This window comes from Okeania sp. SIO2C9 (assembly GCF_010672455.1).
Lineage (GTDB): Bacteria > Cyanobacteriota > Cyanobacteriia > Cyanobacteriales > Microcoleaceae > Okeania.
This window is the reverse complement of sequence record NZ_JAAHGO010000067.1, coordinates 20,916-41,952: the sequence shown is the minus strand read 5'-3', so window position 1 is coordinate 41,952 and position 21,037 is coordinate 20,916. Positions and strand designations below refer to the sequence as shown.

Sequence of the window (21,037 nt, the reverse complement as noted above, 5' to 3'; positions counted from 1 at the left end):
TAAATATTGGCAAAACTATCGAATTCTTAGCTCTGAGAAAATCTGTGGATGAAATGGGAGTTGGCTTCCAACTAGATTTTTCTTAAATGCTGATAGTCATATTTAAACAAGTTTTGATAAAAATAGGTTTTCAGATTCTAAAAGCAATAAAAGTATTTGGGAAGATAAATAGTATTTTATTGATAATTATAATTAGAGATTCCTGCCACCTCCGAAAAGGAGAGGCGACTGACTGTAATTCTATTACCACATCTTAAAAGACTATTAAATAAGTTAATCTTTTAAGTCAATATCAATGAGAACTGCAATAAAAAGTGCAGGTTCTTTGCCATTATTTACCCATGCGTGATTAGTGCCTCGTTGAACTACAACATCAAATGGTTGTAACTGAACTTCATCATCATCTAGTAACAGAGTCACATCTCCTTTTAGTAAAATAATATAATCTATTGTTTTTGTTTTATGCATTGCAGGATGTCGAGTTGTATCAACTCTTTCTTGAGATGCCCCTATCTTGGCAAAAGCTGTGGCTGTTAACTCCTCAAGTTTTTCCTTTGTTATTCCCTCTGGAGTAGGATTAATTACAAAATACCTAAATTTGGTTCCTCCTTTTGGAGGAGACAAAAGTACATCAGTATCAGCTCTATCAATTTTATCAAGAGTATTTATTTGATTTCCATCAGTATTCCATACTTCAAATAGTCCTCCGACTTCCTCACCTATCGATCTTGCTGGGGGTCCGTCAATCATTACTATTGATTTACCATTAGTATTATTTCCCGTAACAATTCTTCTAAATCCTTCCATAGCTTTTCCTTTTAATAATTAATATACATGTCCAATAATAACAAATAAAATCAATTATCGTAGATAAATCATCAATTATTTACCCCTACTTCCTACTCCCTACTCCCTACTCCCTCTTTTCTGGAGAGGTCTAATAGACTTCTTGCATAAGAATGAAATGAAATGTAAGTTTAGTAAAATTTATATTCAATTGAAATCTATTCTATTGTTCTAACTCAATGCTTAATATAGCGTTTCTCAGGCTAATGAGGTACACCTATCTTTAATTTCCATTTTATTCCCTGTTCCCTGTTCCCTCAAACCGTAGAATTTTGTACCTTACCAGCATGGGAATTGCTATATTGCCAAAATTATCGAAATTTTTTCTGTGATAAAATTTGTGCCTGAAATGGGAGTTGCCTTCTACTTCTTGTAGTGTCTTAGCAGTCAGCTAGAGCGCAAATAATGAATAATTCTTTATAAGCTTAAAAGTTGCGTAATTTGACAGTAACTTTTAATTCTATCCAAATTTCTCAATTGCTTTTACCTCCTTCGATCATCAATAGCTAATAGCTGACTGCTGAATGCTTACCTTGTAGTTGTAAAAATTACTAGAGTTGAAAAATTATCTCCTCCGCTGCTAGTCTAAAAAAATTAGTAAATTCACCAAAGTATCACCAACTATTTTTTTGATAAGGCGGTAAATTTTGCCAAAATTATCGGTATTTTTCTCTGGCAAAATTTATGGATGAAAAGATAATTGTCTCCCACTGCTCCTCGTCAAAAAAAATTAGTAGAGCGAGTAAAACCCACCCTACTATTTCTACAACTAAAGTCTACAATTTAGGATTTTTTCCTACCCAAAAATCTGTAAATTAAACATTAGCTTCTTCCTTGACCAACTTATCCCAACCTAAATCTTTCAAAGCATGATTTCGACGCAACGGACGAGTTACTAACTCCAGAATATCACGAGCATTTGTAAACCCATGAATTTGAGCAAAAGTAAACTCAACAGACCACTTAGTATTAATCCCTCGTGCCTCCAAAGGATTAGCATGAGCCATACCAGTAATTACCAAATCTGGCTGTAATTCATAAATCCTTTGAATCTGATTATAATTATCAGGTTTCTCAATAATCTTTGGCAAAGGCGCACCCATTTCGTTACAAGTTTTTTCTAACATTTCCAACTCAGCTTTTTGATATCTTTTATCCATATAAGGGATACCTATTTCTGGGCAAGTCATCCCACAACGAATCAAAAAACGAGCCAAAGAAATTTCTAGTAAATTATCACCCATAAAGAAGACAGATTTACCACGAATTAACTGAATATAGTCTTCCAAATTATCCCAAATTTGCTTTTCACGTTCTGCTAACCCTTGAGGTTCAATACCAAAAACAGAACAAATCTTCTCAATCCAAGCCCTACTTCCATCAGGTCCGATGGGGAATGGCGCACCAATTAATTTACACTTACGACGACGCATTAAAGTAGTAGCAGTACGACTCAAGAAAGGATTTAAACCTGCCACATAATATCCCTCTTCAACTACTGGTAATTCTGTGTAACGTTTTGCAGGTAACCAACCAGAAACTTTAATTCCTTGCTTCTTCAATTCCAAAGTTAATTGAGTTACAACTGGGTCTGGTAAAGAGCCAAATAAAACTAAAGGTGGATGCTCAACATATTCAGACTCTTCCGCAGCAACTTCCTCTTTTTTCCTGCCAAAACTTAATAGTTTTTGTATCCCACTTCTTTCTTCTTTTTCTGCTTCTAAAACTTGTTTCGGACAACGAGCTGCCATTGCTGCTAAAACAGTATCTTCCCCTTGAGTAAAAGCATAATCCAAACCATTAGCACGAGCAACCACAATCGGAATCCCAATTTCTGACTCTAATTTAGGAGCCAAACCTTCCAAATCCATTTTGATAATTTCAGTGGTACAAGTACCAATCCAAACTATCACACTGGGGTTCCTATCACGCTTAATTTGTAAACATAAACGTTTCAATTCATCATAATCATTTAACTTAGCTGAAATATCACCTTCTTCCAACTCAGCCATTGCATATCGAGGTTCAGCAAAAATCATTACTCCCATGGCATTTTGTAAGAAATAACCACAAGTCTTAGTACCAATTACTAAGAAGAAACTATCTTCAATTTTTTGATAAAGCCAAGCCACACAACTAATCGGACAAAAAGTATGATAATTACCAGTTTCACATTCAAAAGTTAAAGCTTCAGCTTCCACAGTATTAGTCATAAAAAAATACTCCTATTTATCAATAATTTTCTTTGGAAAAATCAATGCTCATGCTAGTAAAAAGTAAACTTTTATAGCAGTACAAAAAAGTGTGAGTATAGTTAGAAAAGTCTATAAGCTTACAGGTAATAGGTAATAGTTTTGAGTTAAGCAGATAACTGATTGCTAATCGCTATGTATTGAAATAGCATTGACAAATTACATTTTTTGTGAAATGTGTTTTTTTTGAGTAAAAGAAACCATGCTTGATGCTAATACCATTTCAACCAGCACAGGCATAGAAATCAATAGTTAATGTAACTTTTATATCTGCTAAAAATCAAAACATAGCAAATAAAACAAACCAGTCAATGTCAATTTTCCTATTGTTTAACCCAACAACCCTTCAAGATCGTCATCATTAGAAGACTTTTTATCTCCTGCTAAAGAATCTAGATCGGCCTCATCCAAATCTAGGTCATCTCCATCCAGATCGAGGTCCAAATCTCCTAAATCATCAGAAGACAAATCATCAAATTGATTATCATCTCCCAAGTCGCTAAGATCCATATCACCTAGCTCATCTAGTCCAGACTCATCCAACTTCGCCGATGTATCTTCAAATGGATCAGGAATATCTTCTGCGACAAAGTCGGAGCTATCTTCTCCAAGCTCGAGATCGTCAGAACTATCTCCATCTAGGTCGCTGAGGTCAAGGCTACCCAAGTCATCTTCTGCTTCTGTTGCTGACTCCATTCCCAAATCCAAATCATCATCCACTTCCGAGTCAGAATCCAGTCCCATATCCAACTCATCCGCTTCTGACTCCATTCCCAAGTCCAAATCATCATCCACTTCCGAGTCAGAATCCAGTCCCATATCCAACTCATCCGCTTCTGACTCCATTCCCAAGTCCAAATCATCATCCACTTCCGAGTCAGAATCCAGTCCCATATCCAACTCATCCGCTTCTGACTCCATTCCCAAGTCCAAATCATCATCCACTTCCGAGTCAGAATCCAGTCCCATATCCAACTCATCCGCTTCTGACTCCATTCCCAAGTCCAAATCATCATCCACTTCCGAGTCAGAATCCAGTCCCATATCCAACTCATCCACTTCTGACTCCATTCCCAAGTCCAAATCATCATCCACTTCCGAGTCAGAATCCAGTCCCATATCCAACTCATCCGCTTCTGACTCCAGGTCTAACTCACTCTGGTCATCATCAAGCAAATCATCAGAGTCCATACCCAATCCAGAAGCTAGTGCAGCAGCTCCACCGACAGCGACAGCTCCACCTACTACTGCAGCAGTACCCCAATTATTAGAATCTTCATTCTGGTCTGGCATAATTGGGGAATAAGATCCTGGTGACTCCTGAGCATCATCACCTGTGGAACTCAAAGATGATATTGATGTTGATTTATCTATAGAAGAATCTGGTTCTTTACCTATGGCAATGTCTGGGTCAAAATTTAACCCTAAAACTTCTATTAAACTATCTGCATCTGCCTTGAGTTTGGAGAAAGGCAACATTAATGCCTCTAACTCTGGTTCCAGGGCATTAAGAATTCCCAAGATAAGGTATGACAGAGGTCTCCTTCCTCCATCAGGAGTCTGGACCGTATTTTCATCTGTCATGTGCAGTACCAACCATGGGCGATTTTTTTGGTAGTAGTGCAGCCATTTTTGTTTGAGGGACGTTGATAATTGTTCAAAGAAAACCATGACTTCTATAATTCCTTATCCTGAGAAGAGCTAAATCTATTAAACCATCATCAGGTCAAGCTTCTCATCCTCTGACATAACTTCAGGCTTACTAGGATTTAAGTAGAAATCAGAGAGTAAGGAGAACAAATCGCGATCGAGAGATTCATTGGGCACTACTCCCTCTGGCAAAGCCAAAATTTGGTCGGCAATATTCAGGTAATAGTTACAAACATATTGGAGTGAAGGATCGTTTTCGGCCATTTCAAATAATGTTTTGCCTTTGACGCGAGAAACTCGAATATCTTCAATTAGTGGTAGGACTTCTAACACTGGCATTGGTACGGCTTCTATATATTTATTAATTAGATCGCGCTTGGATGTACGATTGCCTATTAGGCCTGCCAAACGTAGAGGATGGGTGCGAGCTTTTTCACGGACAGAGGCGGCAATGCGATTAGCTGCAAAGAGGGCATCGAAGCCATTATCTGTGACAATCATGCAGTAGTCTGAATAGTTGAGTGGAGCTGCAAAACCACCACAGACTACGTCACCGAGTACGTCAAATAAGATGACGTCGTATTCGTCAAAGGCATTTAATTCTTTGAGTAGTTTGACTGTTTCACCGACAACGTACCCACCACAACCTGCTCCAGCGGGTGGTCCACCTGCTTCTACGCAGTCTACACCACCGTAACCTTTATATATGACATCTTCTGGCCAGATATCTTCGTAATGGTAGTCCTTTTCTTGTAGGGTGTCAATAATTGTGGGGATGAGAAATCCTGTGAGGGTAAATGTACTGTCGTGTTTTGGGTCGCAACCAATTTGTAGAACTTTTTTACCACGTTTGGCTAAGGCCACTGAGATGTTGCAGCTTGTTGTAGATTTGCCGATGCCGCCTTTTCCATATACTGAGAGTTTCACTTTTTTTCTCCTAGATAATTTTCTAATTTAGATGAGGCTTAAGAATTTTTAATAAGCTCAATTTTTGTTTATTTTTCAGTTTGTCTTTGATTGCAGTTGGCAGTTAGCTTTTTTGTTTCCTTTATGGATATTGAAAAGCTGGCCAATAGCGCTACGCGCAAGTCAGAAGTCATAACTCAGAATTTAGAAGTAATCCCTGACGCTAGTTTGAGTGTTTATAATTGCCCTAACCTATTTCCGTATTGCTATAACTTATGCGCAAACTGCTGGTTATGGAGATCGAGTCCAGATTGATTTAAGGTTGGTCAACCTATTTTTGTGAAGTTTTCTCCCGTTAAATCGGAGATTATAACGGGAGCTTCGTTTCCTGAAGTTTCTTGCGAGTGCTGGCGCAACGCTGCGCGAACACAGGCTGATTAACATCTAAGCCTCCACAAGCATACAAGATGATACCCACCTCGTTTAACCCTTTATTTAATATTTGGGCTTCTCAAAAGAATTATTGTCTAACTTCACTACAAAAAAAAGAGGGGCAATATTTATCAGATGCTGTAAAAATAAGCATTTAGATTGAATACTTTTTAAATTTAATTTTTTACTTTCATTAATTCCTTTTAAGGGAAATTTATCAGCTAATAAATTATTTTTGTAGTTTATTTTTTATAAAAAGTAACAATATTAAAAAAATTAGGTATTGAATAATATCAAGAAAAATTTTATGGCTCAAATCAAGGCTTTCGGAGACTTTGAGATGATAAGGTTTCTCTGGTTTGCTCCAATAATTAGGCGATCGCCCAATAGTAAATTCAATTATTTAGGAACAAAATTGCCCAAGGTTAATTTTTATAACAAAAAATTTGATTAGTCCAAATATATTTCTGTAGGAAATTGGGTAGAAAGCAAAGGGCAGAAGATGAATACTAAAGAGTATTTACCAACTTTTGAGGGGGTTCAGTTAGTCCTCAGGAGTCAGGAGTCAGAATTAATGGCTTCAATTGACTAGGTTATTTATTAGGAGTCAGGAGTTTCGACTTAGTTAACAATTTGTGATACGGAGCGCTATATAATACGCTAGTTCTCACACGCAAGTAGTAACGATGGTGACGCTTTGTATCTTCTGCACTAATCGCTACTTAAACATTTCTGGCAGTCTGTCTATATAGACATAGACCTCAAAAGAAATCCCGCTCCCTACGCTAAAACGGCGCAGTCAGGGTTTGAGGATTTTTTCTGATGTTGATTGACAAAGACTTAAATGTAGGTATAGACTCAACAGATGCGGTCGGATCGACCGTGAATGCCTGTGGATGAGTCACCGCCGACGGCCTCACAAGAAGCAGGTAGGGACGTTGCATGCAACGTCCGTACACATCAATTTGTCACGTTATGTGACGCTTTGTGTCAGTTTTATAGATGCAGTCAGTAGCATTTCAATGATTAAGTAATTAACACTACACTAGCCTGATCACCTTTTTGATAATTAGCACCCGAGGAGCGCATTAATTATTATTATGTTTACTTCTCCTCCCAGTAGGGACGTTGCATGCAACGTCCCTACACTTGGTTTCCCCATCTCCCCATCTCCCCATCCCCCCATCTCCCCATCTCCCCTAAAGTGGCCGGAAAATTACGCTGAAATAAAATCCAGAGTCTTGAGCATTATTGCCACGATCGTCCAGGTCTACCAAAGGGATGCCATAGTCCAAACGCACATCAACCTGTGGCAGTGGTTGCCAAATCAAACCTACACCTGCCCCTGCTAAAAATCTTTGGTCTGGTAAAAATTCATTATTAGGATTACTACCATCATTCCACACAGCTCCAATATCTATAAAAGGAGTAAATTGTATCGATGGTAAACCAGACTCATCCCGATAGACCGTAATCCGGTCTTCAATAGAAAACCGAAAACCATTATCCCCGGAACGTATATTCTGGCGATAGCCCCGTAACGACAAACCACCGCCAATAATAAATTGTTGATATGGCAATAGAGCAATTGAGGATAGTTGCAAATCTCCCTGGACAATCAATAAATGATTAGCACTTAATCTTTGTACCCTTTGCACTTGGCCCAGCCAACTGAAGAAATTTCCATCGGGTTCAGGGTCTTCTCTCTCTGTAGCATCAAATAAATTAGTGCCAATATTAAATTGCGACCGCAAAGCCCAAGCTCCTTGGGGGTCTCGACGAATATAGTCTTGTCCTAACCTAATCACAGTAGTGCTGTTAACACCATCTTCTTCTGGAGTTTGAGGGTCATCAAAAAGTTCATTGTCCAAAAAAGTCTCTGTACGCTGATAGCTCAAACCCACAGAAACAGCTAACTCTTCTCTAGGAGTTCGTAGAACAGGCTGACGGTAACTAAACTCATATACATCTGTTGCGCCACTAATCTTTATACCTTGAAAATCTTGACCAATTCTATTACTGTTGGGTGCTGCTCTAAACTGTAAAGTGCCATTCATAGAGTTGATGGGTAGATTGTAGATAAAGTCAAAGACATCTGATTCATCGTTAAAAAGCCTGGTGGTGTTATAGGATGCCACAAAAAAATCACCCCGCCCTGTCAAGTTGCGATGTAGTATAGTCGAACCTACTCTTTCAGAGCCGACTGTGGGAGGTGAGTAGTTATCAGTATTTATACTAAATTCAAAAGGGTTTGCTTCTGTGACACGAACAATTAGAATACTCTCTCCTGGATTTTCGCTGGCTCGCAAACTAGCTTCAATGTTTTCAAATAAAGGATTACCCCGAAGTAATCGTAGTTGATTTTCTAGTTGAGCAGTGTCCAATGGCTCACCTGCTCCAAGTCGTATCCGATTTTCAATATAAGATTTATGTAATCTTTTTGTACCTTCTATTTGGACTTCTCCCAAAATTCCTTCTATGACTTGAATTCTAACTGCGCCCTCGGTGATAGTTTGGGGTGGTAAAATCGCCCTTGAGGTGATATAGCCACGTTCTAGATAAATTTCGGTAATTTGATCTGCTATTTGCCGAAGTTCTAATAGGGTGACTAAATTTCCTTCTAATGGCCTAGTGAGGGAGTTTATTTCTTCTGGGGTTAAGATTGTACTTCCTAATACTAAAATTCTCTGCACGGGAATTTTTTGAGTAGGCTCATCTGGCAGAGGTTGGGGTGGTGGTGTTTTTTTTAGTTCTTCTTCTTTTGGCTCTTCTGGTTGGGTTGGTTGGGGAAGGGGTTGGAGGAAGCGATCGCGATTTGGATCTGGTCGAGGGTTATCGGGTAAATTTTGTCGTATGTCTTGATTTGTTGGGGTATTTTGGGCATAACTTGGTTGTTTTGAAGTTAAGGTATTAATAATTTGAGGGTGAGTGAGTTTTTGCTGAGTATTGGATAGGTTTTGAATTTGAGTTTGTATTTGTATAATGTTTTTTTGTTGAGGAGAAGTTTTGGAGTTGGCTATTAATTTTAGTCCTTTATTTTTGAGTAATTGAGAGCTTAAAGTTTGTCGTTTAAGGTTTTTATTTCGATATTTATAAATTAGTTTTGGAGTTGATTTTGATGTTAGTTTAAAGTTTTTGGATGATAAACAATGCCATTTTTTTGTTTTTACTGAAGTTTTATCCCATAATTTATCCACATCTGCAGTTTTGGATACAGCTTGATTAGCTAATAGGCAAATAATTATAAATGTAGTAGGAATTAATGTGATAAATTGAAACATTGCAATAGTTATGCTCTAGGTGTAATTTTACTTACCAAAAAAAAGGTGCATTCTGGTTCCTATATTGATCTAATAACGTAAGCATTTCCTGCGGAATGCTGCGCAAACAGTTGTTAGCTATTAGCTAGCTTCCTCAAGAGGAACTGCGGACTTCAGCCATTAATTTTGGGGAAGGTAAAAGCAACCTTTGAAATTGAGTTTGAATAAAAAGTTACTGCCAAGTCCGCCTTCCTAAACCTTAGAAGTAATTATTCATTACTAATTACTGTTAACGTAGTTCCTCAGCAGGAGACTAGCTGACTGCTAATAGACATAGGAGTGAAAATCAAAAATAAAATCAATTATTATTCATAAATTATCAATTATTTTCCCCTGTTCCCTGTTCTCTCTTTTCTGGAGATGTATAATAGCTGAATGCTTACCTAATAACAGCTAAAAAAAAATTATTTCTTGAGAGATAAAATGCGCCTAATTGCCGAATAAAGTATCGGTATTAAGTTTTGCTATGTTTCTTTAATAGGGTATTTATTTTATAAAATATAAGTTTTTTCTGAAGCATTAGCATAAACAATTGAATTTTGTCAATAATTGTATAGTAAACATCAGACGCATTTAGATTTTATGTTCTCTGTTAAGGGTGACTTTTGACAAAGAAATTATATAGTTTCAATACTAAGTAGCTTAGTAAACGAATACTCAAAACCTACTGCGAAAATATTTATTCTGAATTTAACACGAATTTTGAATCAGCTAAAAGTATGCAAAAACAATATTCTGGGCCACGGACTATTAGACCAATTGGAGTTGCCTCACTACATAGTATTGCTTTTTCTAGAGATACTCTCTATGCCATTGACAAAAACCGTGGTTTTCTGCTAGAAATTGACCCAAAAACAGATAATACAATAGTTATCAATCCTTTTCAAACTAATGAATTTATTGATGTTACAGGTATCGCGCTTTGGAAAGATACTCTTTGGTTGACAAGGGAAAATGAAGTTTATTTCTGTCTCAATGCAATTGGTAATTCATCAGAGGGACGCCGAAAATGGCAACATTTTTTCACTTTACCTTATCCTGCTGATGGAATTGCTGTTTGGGAATCAACAGTTTATGTCACTTGTCAAAAACTAGGTAGGATTTTTGTATTAGACAAAAATACTAGACAAAAAATTACAGGGTTTTATGCTCCAGGAATAGGGTTTGAAAATATTACAGTACAAGATGAAGAATTGTGGCTTTGTGACCGCGAGGAGCAAACTGTTTATTGTCTAGAAAGGGCAACGGGTAAAGTTAAGTTTAGTGTACTTACTCCTTTTGAAAGTCCTACGGGGTTAGCATTTTATCTGGATATAAATACAGGGGAAAGACAGCTTTATGTCGCTTATGCTGGTGATGAACTTTATATCAGGGATGACCCAAACTCAGAAAGACAGTATGAGCTGAGTAAGCGCGATCGCTCTTTTATACATCCTCTTTATTTTTATTATAATGAAGAGGAAAAGTATGCTGTGTCTAATGTTTTTTTAATAGAGATGTCTTATGTTGAGGAATTAGAACCATTAGATGAAGTTTTTTTAGAAGATTTAGAATGGCGTATTGCTTTACCATCAGAAACTCATCGCCAAAAAGTTAGGGAAATTTCTCCTATAGGAATACCTTTTACTGAAGAAATTCAAAATGGTGAAAAAGTTGCTGTTTTTCGGTTTAAACCATTGCGTCAAAGTGAAAGGCGTATATTTGGTTGGAAGGCGTTATTAGAAGTCAGGGCAATTAAGTACCAAATTCAACCTTTTAATGTAGAAAATATTCCGGAATTGCCAGAAGGTTTTCAGGAAAAATATCTGGTAGATAATGATAATTTGGCGATGGATAAAGAGATAGTTATCCAGGCAGCAAAAGATGCTATTTTACAAGAAAAAAATCTATTGCGTCAACTTCTCAGTATTCGGAATTATGTCTATGATCGACTTTCTTATGGAGTAACAACTAAGATTGATACTCCAGATATTGTATTAGAAAGAGGTGTTGGTTCTTGTGGAGAATATGTAGGGTTATTGTTAGCTTTGGCACGATTAAATAATATTGCTTGTCGTACAGTGGGTCGCTATAAATGTCCGGCTTTTGCTGATAGAAAAGGTGTGCCTTTAGAGCCAGAATTTAATCATGTTTGGTTAGAATTTTATCTACCTGGTTTTGGTTGGGTGCCTATGGAATCAAACCCTGATGATTTACAAGAAGGAGGACCTTATCCGTTAAGGTTTTTTATGGGTTTAGCTTGGTATCATGTGGAAATTGGTAAAGGAATTAAGTTTGAAACTCTGAAAAATAAGGGGATACCTGTTAATAAGGAAAAAGTTTCTATTGGTAATTTGGCAATTAATCATGTCAGGTTTACTATTTTAGAAGAGTTACCTGGGTTGTAGTTGCAGAAGGAAGAAGTAATATCATGTCCGGTTGAATACTTATAAATAATAATCGAGGAGTCAGGAGTCAGGAGGGAAGAAAGAGGAGGAAAAGGAGAAAGTTTTTTGATCACTAATTATCCGGACATGATATGAGAGGGAATAAGGAAGAAGAGAAAGAACAATTATTTATTACATTCTGTATATGGAAATAATTATTTTGGAGAATGTCTTTATTTGAAATCCTCTCTGGCCTAAAGACGCACAGATTCCTATCGAACCTTAGTTCCTCGGCGAGTTGACGCTTTGCTGACGCAGAGCTGCCACTAACACAGAGTGCTGGACTTACCCCTCTTGCTCCCCTCCCGGGACGGGATGGAGGTGGGTTACGCTTCCCTTCACGTCGGTGCACGAGTTCCCGTTAGCGTTTGCGTAGCATTCCGATAGGAAAGCTCCTGAGGAGGAGACGTGTCTCCCGGCAATTAATAACACTCTATCATATATTCAATTCACTTGCAAATAAAATAAAAAGTCGCCCGCACCTCGGCGAGGCTTTAAACCCAATTTTCTGGTAAATAGAGTTGTTGGTGATTTTGGCTATGATTTTTTTAAATGGCGATCGCCTAAATACTAATTAAAAAGCATTTTATACTTTATAAATTTAGCTTTCATAGCTTGATTCACCAACGCCTAAATAGGGTTTGCGTATGGAAAGTCTTTTGGTAGGGGTAGGAGATAGGAGACAGGAGACAGGAGATAGGAGAAATGGAAATTATAGACGAGGTAGTCGTAAAAATTGTCCCAAGATTGTTCTGCGATAATTATCCCAAAATACTAGCTTTATGCAGCTCTTTAGACCGAAAAGCTTGCACTTTTTAAAGGCAAAAAAAGGCAGCAAACCAATATCAGTAAATGTTTTGACATTTAATCAGCAAGCCCTAAATATAGTTTAGTTACTCTAAAGCATTTTTTTTTGATAAAATTTAAAAGAAAAAATCTAAAATTTGAGGAGGAGTTGTGGAATTAACAGTCGTAAATATTATGGCGATAGTAGCATCAGGACTAATGTTAATTGTTACTGGAGGTGTGGTATATTTAACGGCGGCTGAGTGGCGTGATCGTAGACGTCAACAAAGGGATCAAACCACTCGTTGAAGACATTTTTTTTCTCTACTTTCATTTTTAATCATGGCGATAATTTCATTATCGTCTTTTTTTTGTGACACTTTATCTACTAGTTGTACTCTATTGTACTCCAAAGAATATAATAACAGTTTGATAAATGTTTGCTAAAAATAATAGAGATGAGGATAGGATAGAGAATATATAATGAGCGTGTTTTTGTCGTAGTGTCAATTAGTATAATACCAGTTTCATAAAATATTGCTACAGTAGTTTGGTCTGTTGGTGGAAATCTAGAGATTAATAGTATAACTACCTTTTTTGAATTTGGTATAATTTTATTTGTAAACAATTATTATATGATGTATATCATGTTATAATAGAGATTATTGATAATAACTTACATATTGCTGTTAAAACTTATCGATATAATTAAGCAATAAAACATATCATTTTATTGCTTTTTTTCTTACTTTATCCAACGTAAGTCTTTCCTTATTCCTTACCTAAACAGTTTGTAATACAGCAGTTTTCGAGTTGATAAGGTACAAAATTTTATGCTTTTAGGGAACACCGGATTTGGGAAAAAGGAATGAATCAAAATTGTACATTAATTTTCAACTGTACCTCACTATCCTGAAATTTTCTGTATTCTCTTTTAAAAATAGTAAAACACTTCATCATGCTGATATGAAATATGAAAAATAATACTATGGAAGCTCCTCCCTAACCCCCATTTTTTAGAGTGCAATATATCTTCATTAATTGATAATGGATAATTGATAATTGATAATTACCTCGGGTTTTAACCGTTACGGAATTGAATATAAGGAAATATTATTTCTTCTCTTGGTCGATTGGATATGGCGAGGAGACCAGCTCTTGACAGAGCCGCTCCGAATTGCGCCATCCCACCCAATGGGGAAGCTCCGAAGAGAGAACTCCGTTCCGCTGTCGCGTTTCGCGTCAGCGTTGCGTTACGCCAGTTTTGCGAAGCAAAAGCAAACGACCGCTGTCCTGGTCGATTGGATATGGCTCCCGGACCTCGCCATCCCATCCTAAGGTCATGCTCCGCAAACGACCGCTTTTTTCCCCTTAAAAGGGGAGCCTTCAAGGCGCGAATTATTTAATTATTAATTATTAATTATTCGGTAAAAATTTTATTATTTCATATCAGGGCAAAATATTTTAGTTGAAAGGTAACAGGGAGAAATCACCTCAATATAGCCTTTTTAAATGATTTATCAATCTAGATGGTATTTTTTTTTGAAAAAAAATAGTATTATTTAATCCTTGTTTTCTTTTACCGAAAAATTGTGGGTATGCGCCTCCCCTTTTAAGGGGATAATAAAAAAAAATTTTCATGAATTTGTCAATCCTCTTCAATTCATAGAGAGGTAATTATTCATTATTCATTATTCATTATTCATTGTTGAACTGTTCTCTTTCATTATTGAGTATTGACGACCCAGATAAAAATGCTATATATCACCTCGATAAAATTGGTATATAATTATCTTATAATTAGAAAATATATACTCAATAAAAAATGCAGACAATATCAAATCGTAATTTGTAACTTAAATAATCAATAGAGAAAAAGTCTAATTATGAATAACGATCAAATTACAATTCTCATAGTAGATGATCATCCCCATATTTTATCTTTTCTATCTGAGATGATCGGCTTAAAAGGGTATAAAATAAAACAAGCTAATTCTGGTAAATTAGCATTAAAATATGTAATGGAGAGTAAGACAGATTTAATTTTAATGGATGTAAAAATGCCAGAAATGGATGGCTATCAAGTCTGTAAACAACTTAAAGCAAATCCTAATACTCAGAATATACCAGTAATTTTTCTGAGTGCTTTATCTGATGTTACGGAAAGAGTAAAAGGATTTAAAGCTGGAGGAATAGATTATATTAGTAAGCCTGTTCAGAGTGAAGAAGTATTAGCAAGAATAAAAGCTCAACTGGAAATAAAAAAACTACATCAATTAGAAGAAAAAAATAAGCAACTAGAAAAGGAAATAGAAATCAAACGAAAAACTGAAGATAATTTATCAGCAATTATCACTAATATATCAGAAGGTTTGATGATTATCAACAAAGAAGGTAAAATAGTTTTTGTTAACAAATCAACAGAATTATTATGGGAAAAATCAGCCTCAGAGTTAATCGGCGAAGAAATAGGTTTGCCTCTTGTAAATGGTAATGAAACAGAAATATATATTCGACAGAAATCGGGAAAAGTTTTATTTATAGAAACACATATAGGAGAAATTATTTGGGAAAATGAAACAGCTTATCTTTTAACCCTTAAAAATGTTACAGAACGTCGTCGTGAACAAGAACGTTTAAAACTATTAGAAAGAGCAATATTTACAGCTCCTCAAGGAATTGTAATTAGCGATTTAAGTATAGACGAACACCCAGTAATATATGCTAATTCAGGTTTTGAAAAAACTACAGGTTACTCAATTTCTGAAGTTATTGGTAGAAATTGTCGTTTTTTACAAGGTACTGATACAAATCAACCAGAAATTCAAGAATTGAAACAGGCGATCGCCGCTGAAAAAAAATGTTCGGTAGTGTTGCAAAATACCCGCAAAGATGGTAGCAAATTCTGGAATGAAGTAACAATTTCTCCAGTATATGATGACTTTGGAACTTTAACTCATTATGTAGGAGTCCAGGTAGATGTTACCAAGCGTATAATTGCACAACAGGCAATGCAGGAAAGTGAAGCTCGTTTTCGCTCAATGGCAGATGGTATCGCCGTAATGATCCGTGTGGCAGACACCAATGGTAACAGCACATTTTTTAATCAAACATGGTTAGAATTTACCGGAGACAAGTTATCTGATGCTATAACAAATGAATGGTTAAAATTGGTTCATCCAGACTATAGAGAACACTGTCGGTTAATGTATACACACAGTCACAAAACTTTTGCTGCCTTTCAGATGGAATATCGTCTGCGTCGGTTTGATGGCAAGTATCGATGGGTAGTAGATACAGCTAAACCAAGATTTACTCCTAATGGTACTTTTGCAGGTTACATTAGTGCTGGAATTGATATTACAGAACGTAAAGAGGCAGAAATAGAACTATCCACAGCAAAATGCTCTCTAGAGAGACAAATACAAAGAGCATTAGTACTCAGAGAAATTACTCATCAAATTCGCTCTTGCCTAGAACCAGAACAAGTATACCAAACTGCAGCAAATCAAATAGCCAGAGTTTTACATCCAGACCGCTGCTTGATTCATACTTATTTAGAATTTCCTTTACCACGAATTCCAATAGTTGCTCAGTATCAGAGCTACGGTCTAGAGTTACCCTCCAATATAGAAATTCCCATATTAGGTAATTTTCATGCTGAGTTAATGTTGTCCCAAGACTTAGCAATTGCTACTGATGATGTCTATGTTGAACCTCTGCTGCAAGAATGTTTACCTCTATGTAAGCAATTCAAGCTCAGGTCAATGATGGCAATTAGAACTTCTTATCAAGGAAAAACTAATGGGGCGATCGGCGTACACCAATGTAGTTATACTCGCCATTGGAAAGCAGAAGAAATAGAATTGTTAGAAGCAGTGGCAGCTCAAGTAGGTATTGCGATCGCTCAAGTAAATCTTTTAGCACAAGAAAAACAACAACGACAAGAATTATCCGCACAAAATGAACTATTAGAGCAAGAAATTCAAATTCGCAGACAGGTAGAAGATTCACTCAAAAAAAGTGAAGAACGTTGGCAGTTAGTGTTAAAAGGCAATAATGAAGGGATTTACGACTGGAATATTACAACCAATGAAGCCTTTATGTCACCTCGACTAAAAGCAATATGGGGCTATGAAGACCATGAAATTCAACCCCATTCTGATGAATGGTATAGTCGCATACATCCAGATGACCTTGAAATGGTGATGGAACTGATGCAAAGTCACCTCAAGCAAGAGACTAGCAGTTTTGTTGTCGAGCATCGCATACTTTGCAAAGATGGGAATTATAAGTGGATTTTAGCCAGAGGCCAAGCTCTTTGGGAAAAAGATGGAACACCAGTTAGGATGGTAGGATCTCTGCAGGATATCAATGACCGCAAGCAGATAGAAGAAGCTTTAAGAGAAAGTGAAATTCGTTATCGGGAACTGGTAGAGTCACAGGACAGTGTACTGGTTTGTAGATGGCAGCCAAATGGTGCACTCACATTCGTTAACCAATACTACTGTCAATTTTTTGGCAAGTCTGCAACTGAATTATTAGGCAGTAACTTTTTACAACTAATGCCAGATGGAATAACTCAAGAGCAAGTACAGGAAAATATTCAAGCAATTCAGAAAAAATTATCTCCAACGACTTCAGAATATCAAGTTATTTCTGCTTCTGGGGAAAGGCGCTGGGTTAGTTGGACAAATCAACCAATAATAGATCGAGACCGACATTTAATTGAAATTCAATCTTTTGGTATTGATATCACAGAGAAAAGGGAACGGGAAGAAGCTTTACGTTTGATTGTTGAAGGGACTGCTTCTTATACAGGAGATGATTTTTTCGGTGCTTGTGTTCGGAGTTTGGCTCAAGTGCTACAACTTGATTATGCTTGCATTAATGAATTAGAGGAAGTAGAAAAAAAACTCTATGTCAGGGCATTTTGGAGTGGCAATCAAGTGAGAAAAGACATCAGTTATAATATAATAGGTGCTCCTTGTGAGAAAGTATTAGAGGGGAAAATTTGTTATTATCCACATTCTTTACAACAACTTTTTCCCCAAGATTTCTGGTTAATTGAGTTAGATGTAGAAAGTTATTGGGGTATTCCTCTATATAATTCCCAAGACAAAATTATTGGTTTGTTAATAGTTATGGATGCTGCACCAATGGAGATTAATTCTTCTGATGAGTTAATTTTGAAAATTTTTGCTGCACGGGTGGGAGCAGAATTAGAACGTTTACAAGGAGAAGTTGAACTCAAAAATGCTAAAGAAACTGCGGAAGCTGCTAACCATGCTAAGAGTAATTTTCTTGCTTCTATGACTCACGAATTGCGTACTCCTTTAAATGCCATTTTGGGTTTCAGCCAATTGTTAGTGCGGGATGAATCTTTAAATGAGGAACAGATTGATCAGTTAAACATTATTAATCGCAGTGGAGACCATTTACTGAATTTAATTAATGATATTTTATCTATGTCGAAAATTGAAGCAGGTAGAGTTACATTAAAAGAAAGTTGCTTTGATTTAGATGAACTGCTTCAATCTATAAAAGATATGATGATGCTAAAAGCTAGTAAAAAAGGCTTAGATCTAATCTTTGAAGTAGCCGATGATTTACCTAAGATAATTAAAACTGATGAAGGGAAATTGCGTCAGGTTCTGATTAATATTTTAGGTAACGCAGTCAAGTTTACATCGGAAGGACAAGTCATATTGTCAGTATTTAATCATCACAAAATAGGGAAGATAAAATTTACGATTACAGATACTGGCCCAGGGATTGAAACATCAGAAATAAATAATTTATTTGAGCCTTTTGTACAAACAAAAACTGGTCGAAAATCAATAGAAGGAACTGGTTTAGGTTTACCTATTAGTCGGAAATTTGTTCATTTAATGGGAGGAGATATATCTGTTAGTAGTCAAGTAGGAAAAGGTACAAGTTTTAGTTTTGATATTGTTGCCGAAGTTATAGAAATAGCCAAAACAACAATATTATCCGCTCGACATAAAATTATCGGTTTAGAACCTGATCAACCTGCTTATCGAATTTTAGTAGTGGAAGATGTGCCAGAAAACAGTCAGTTACTAATTCAGTTACTTCAGCCTTTAGGGTTTCAAATTAAGAATGCTGAGAATGGCAAACAAGCTATATCTATTTGGCAAACTTGGCAACCTAATTTAATTCTTATGGATATTATTATGCCAGTTATGAATGGTTATGAAGCAACTAAAATTATTAAGCAAACATCTCTTGGTCAAGCAACTACGGTTATTGCTTTAACTGCTAATGCTTTTGATGAAGATCGTGATGCTATTTTGGCAGCAGGTTGTGATGATTTTATTGCTAAACCTTTTTCAGAAGATGTATTGTTAGAAAAGTTGGCAAGTTATTTGGGAGTACGTTATCTGTATCAAGAAATGATATCAAATTCTACTGCTATCAAACCTCAAATAAAACTTACAAAAGAAGATTTAAGCATTATGCCTCCTGAATGGTTGGAGCAATTACATTTTGCTGCATTATCTGTTAACGATCAAATGATCGGTGAGCTAATGCAGCACATTCCTGAAACAGAAATTGACTTGATTAATTGTTTGACAAATTTAGTAGAAAATTTTCGTTTGGATATCATTCTTGAATTAATAGAAAGTGAGGAATAAATGAACAAAAAAAAATCTCAAGATTTACCAGGAAACATTCTAGTAGTTGATGATGCACCGGAAAATTTGCGATTATTAGCAAGTATGCTTGAACATCATGGATATTATGTGAGAAAAGCTATTAATGGTAGAATTGCAATTAATGGGGCACAGATTTCTCAGCCAGATTTAATATTACTTGATATTAATTTACCGGATATAGATGGCTATGAAGTATGCCAAAGATTAAAAACTTTGGAAAAAACTAAAGAAATACCAGTAATTTTCATTAGTTCTTATAGTCAAGAAGTAGATAAAATCAGAGCATTTGAAGTAGGGGGCAAAGATTATATTACTAAGCCATTTCAACTAAGAGAAGTATTAGCACGAGTTGAAAATCAACTATCTACTTATAAACTACAAATAGAATTGAAAGAGAGAAACTCTAAGCTGGAACAAGAAATTATTGAGCGTCAACGTACTGAAGAACAAATTCGTTTTTTGTTATTAACTACTCAGGCAATTAGTGCTACTTCAGATGTTAATTCAGCACTGGAAGTTACGCTAAATCATATTTGTTCAAATATTAGATGGGATTTTGGTGAAGCTTGGCTGCTTAATTCTGATAGTTCTAAAATTGTATATAGTCAAGCTTGTTATGCTAATGAAAAAGGTTTGTATGAATTCCGAGATTATAGTAAAAAATTAACTTTTACCGATCATAAAAGCTTGCCTGGTAGAGTTTGGCAATCTCAAAATTCAGAATGGATAGAAGATATTTCTCAGATATCACCTGATCTTTTTCAACGTTATGATATGGCTGTTCAAATCGGATTAAAATCTTGTTTTGCTGTACCGATTTTATGGAGCGACCGGGTATTAGGAATTTTGGTGTTATTCAAGAAAGAAGTTACCCCAAAAAATCAACAATTAATTGATTTAGTTAAAGCAGTAGCTAATCATTTAGGAGTAATGATTCAAAGTAGAAAAGCAGAATATACTCTGAAATTAGCTAATCAAAGATTGCATCTACTCGCTACTTTAGATGGTTTGACTCAAGTAGCTAATCGTCGTCATTTTGATGAATATTTCGACCAAGAATGGCAGAGAATGAAACAAGAGAGTCTGCCTTTTTCTCTAATTATTTGTGATGTAGATTATTTCAAATTATACAATGATAATTATGGGCATCAAGCAGGAGATGATTGCCTAAAAAAAATTGCCAAAACTATTCAGAAAATGGTCGATTGCCCTGGTAATTTAGTGGCTCGTTATGGAGGAGAAGAATTTGCAATAATTCTTCCTAATACTGATGCTAAAAATGCTTTTATAATTGCTGAAACTATCCGTTTAGAAGTGCAAAATCTTCAAATTATTCATGCTAAATCTGAAATCAATGAATATGTTACGATTAGTCTTGGTATTTCAAGCATGATTCCTCAAGAAAATCAGTTACCTGCAGAGTTAATTTATCTTGCAGACCAAGCACTTTATCAGGCAAAAAATCAACAACGAAACTGTACTGTTAGCAGATAAAGCTATTTATTCAATCTATAAATAAAAACTGCAAATAAAGTGATCAAAATAAAATTAATACCAAATATCACCCATTTTTGCTACATCTTTTTGAGAGCAAGGAGTGGCGGTGTTACCCTGCGGGGTGCTACAAAGGTCGGAACGAAGCGCTACCTATGGGTGCATTCGCAAGCTGACAAATGTACCTGGTAGTGCACTCGGTGTGAGGGAGTATGTCAATAACGAATAATACCCATTCTCATGCA

The 21,037-nt window shown here is 36.1% G+C and carries 10 protein-coding genes; 5 read left to right on the top strand and 5 right to left on the bottom strand.

Annotation, left to right across the window (positions count from 1 at the left end; genetic code table 11):
• Positions 1-273 precede the first annotated feature (273 nt).
• From F6K23_RS31640 to bchL, 4 genes are all read right to left on the bottom strand, one after another.
• Positions 274-807 (bottom strand): cupin domain-containing protein, encoded by a 534-nt coding sequence (locus F6K23_RS31640; RefSeq protein ID WP_293163467.1) that lies wholly within the window; start codon positions 805-807, stop codon positions 274-276.
• Positions 808-1,661: 854 nt separating this feature from the next.
• Positions 1,662-3,059 (bottom strand): ferredoxin:protochlorophyllide reductase (ATP-dependent) subunit N, encoded by a 1,398-nt coding sequence (locus F6K23_RS31635; protein ID WP_293163464.1) that lies wholly within the window; start codon positions 3,057-3,059, stop codon positions 1,662-1,664.
• 369 nt (positions 3,060-3,428) lie between these two features.
• Positions 3,429-4,769, bottom strand: coding sequence for a DUF5331 domain-containing protein (locus F6K23_RS31630; RefSeq protein WP_293163461.1), 1,341 nt, complete (start codon positions 4,767-4,769; stop codon positions 3,429-3,431).
• A 39-nt stretch (positions 4,770-4,808) separates the two neighbouring features.
• On the bottom strand, positions 4,809-5,675 hold the full coding sequence (gene bchL / locus F6K23_RS31625) for a ferredoxin:protochlorophyllide reductase (ATP-dependent) iron-sulfur ATP-binding protein (protein WP_202223414.1): 867 nt from the start codon (positions 5,673-5,675) through the stop codon (positions 4,809-4,811).
• Positions 5,676-6,393: 718 nt separating this feature from the next.
• Here bchL and F6K23_RS31620 point away from each other — a divergent pair.
• Complete coding sequence (locus tag F6K23_RS31620) at positions 6,394-6,540, top strand: hypothetical protein (RefSeq protein ID WP_293163458.1); 147 nt, start codon at positions 6,394-6,396, stop codon at positions 6,538-6,540.
• Between the two features lie 745 nt (positions 6,541-7,285).
• Here the strand turns inward: F6K23_RS31620 and F6K23_RS31615 are convergent.
• On the bottom strand, positions 7,286-9,367 hold the full coding sequence (locus F6K23_RS31615; protein WP_293163455.1) for a ShlB/FhaC/HecB family hemolysin secretion/activation protein: 2,082 nt from the start codon (positions 9,365-9,367) through the stop codon (positions 7,286-7,288).
• A 758-nt stretch (positions 9,368-10,125) separates the two neighbouring features.
• Between F6K23_RS31615 and F6K23_RS31610 the strand changes: the two genes are divergently transcribed.
• From F6K23_RS31610 to F6K23_RS31595, 4 genes are all read left to right on the top strand, one after another.
• On the top strand, positions 10,126-11,793 hold the full coding sequence (locus tag F6K23_RS31610; protein ID WP_293163452.1) for a transglutaminase family protein: 1,668 nt from the start codon (positions 10,126-10,128) through the stop codon (positions 11,791-11,793).
• 996 nt (positions 11,794-12,789) lie between these two features.
• On the top strand, positions 12,790-12,927 hold the full coding sequence (locus F6K23_RS31605) for a hypothetical protein (RefSeq protein WP_293163449.1): 138 nt from the start codon (positions 12,790-12,792) through the stop codon (positions 12,925-12,927).
• A 1,577-nt stretch (positions 12,928-14,504) separates the two neighbouring features.
• Positions 14,505-19,277: a PAS domain S-box protein gene (locus F6K23_RS31600; protein ID WP_293163446.1), complete on the top strand. Its 4,773-nt coding sequence runs from the start codon at positions 14,505-14,507 to the stop codon at positions 19,275-19,277.
• Positions 19,278-20,792 carry a diguanylate cyclase domain-containing protein gene (locus F6K23_RS31595; protein WP_293163444.1) on the top strand — a complete coding sequence of 505 codons (1,515 nt, stop codon included), beginning with the start codon at positions 19,278-19,280 and terminating at the stop codon, positions 20,790-20,792.
• Positions 20,793-21,037 lie beyond the last annotated feature (245 nt).

Excerpts from the sequence above, each read along its gene's own strand:
- F6K23_RS31615 (WP_293163455.1), bottom strand. The coding sequence starts at position 9,367 with ATGTTTCAATTTATCACATTAATTCCTACTACATTTATAATTATTTGC.
- F6K23_RS31630 (WP_293163461.1), bottom strand. The coding sequence starts at position 4,769 with ATGGTTTTCTTTGAACAATTATCAACGTCCCTCAAACAAAAATGGCTG.
- F6K23_RS31640 (WP_293163467.1), bottom strand. The coding sequence starts at position 807 with ATGGAAGGATTTAGAAGAATTGTTACGGGAAATAATACTAATGGTAAA.
- F6K23_RS31610 (WP_293163452.1), top strand. The coding sequence starts at position 10,126 with ATGCAAAAACAATATTCTGGGCCACGGACTATTAGACCAATTGGAGTT.
- F6K23_RS31600 (WP_293163446.1), top strand. The coding sequence starts at position 14,505 with ATGAATAACGATCAAATTACAATTCTCATAGTAGATGATCATCCCCAT.
- F6K23_RS31635 (WP_293163464.1), bottom strand. The coding sequence starts at position 3,059 with ATGACTAATACTGTGGAAGCTGAAGCTTTAACTTTTGAATGTGAAACT.
- F6K23_RS31620 (WP_293163458.1), top strand. The coding sequence starts at position 6,394 with ATGGCTCAAATCAAGGCTTTCGGAGACTTTGAGATGATAAGGTTTCTC.
- F6K23_RS31595 (WP_293163444.1), top strand. The coding sequence starts at position 19,278 with ATGAACAAAAAAAAATCTCAAGATTTACCAGGAAACATTCTAGTAGTT.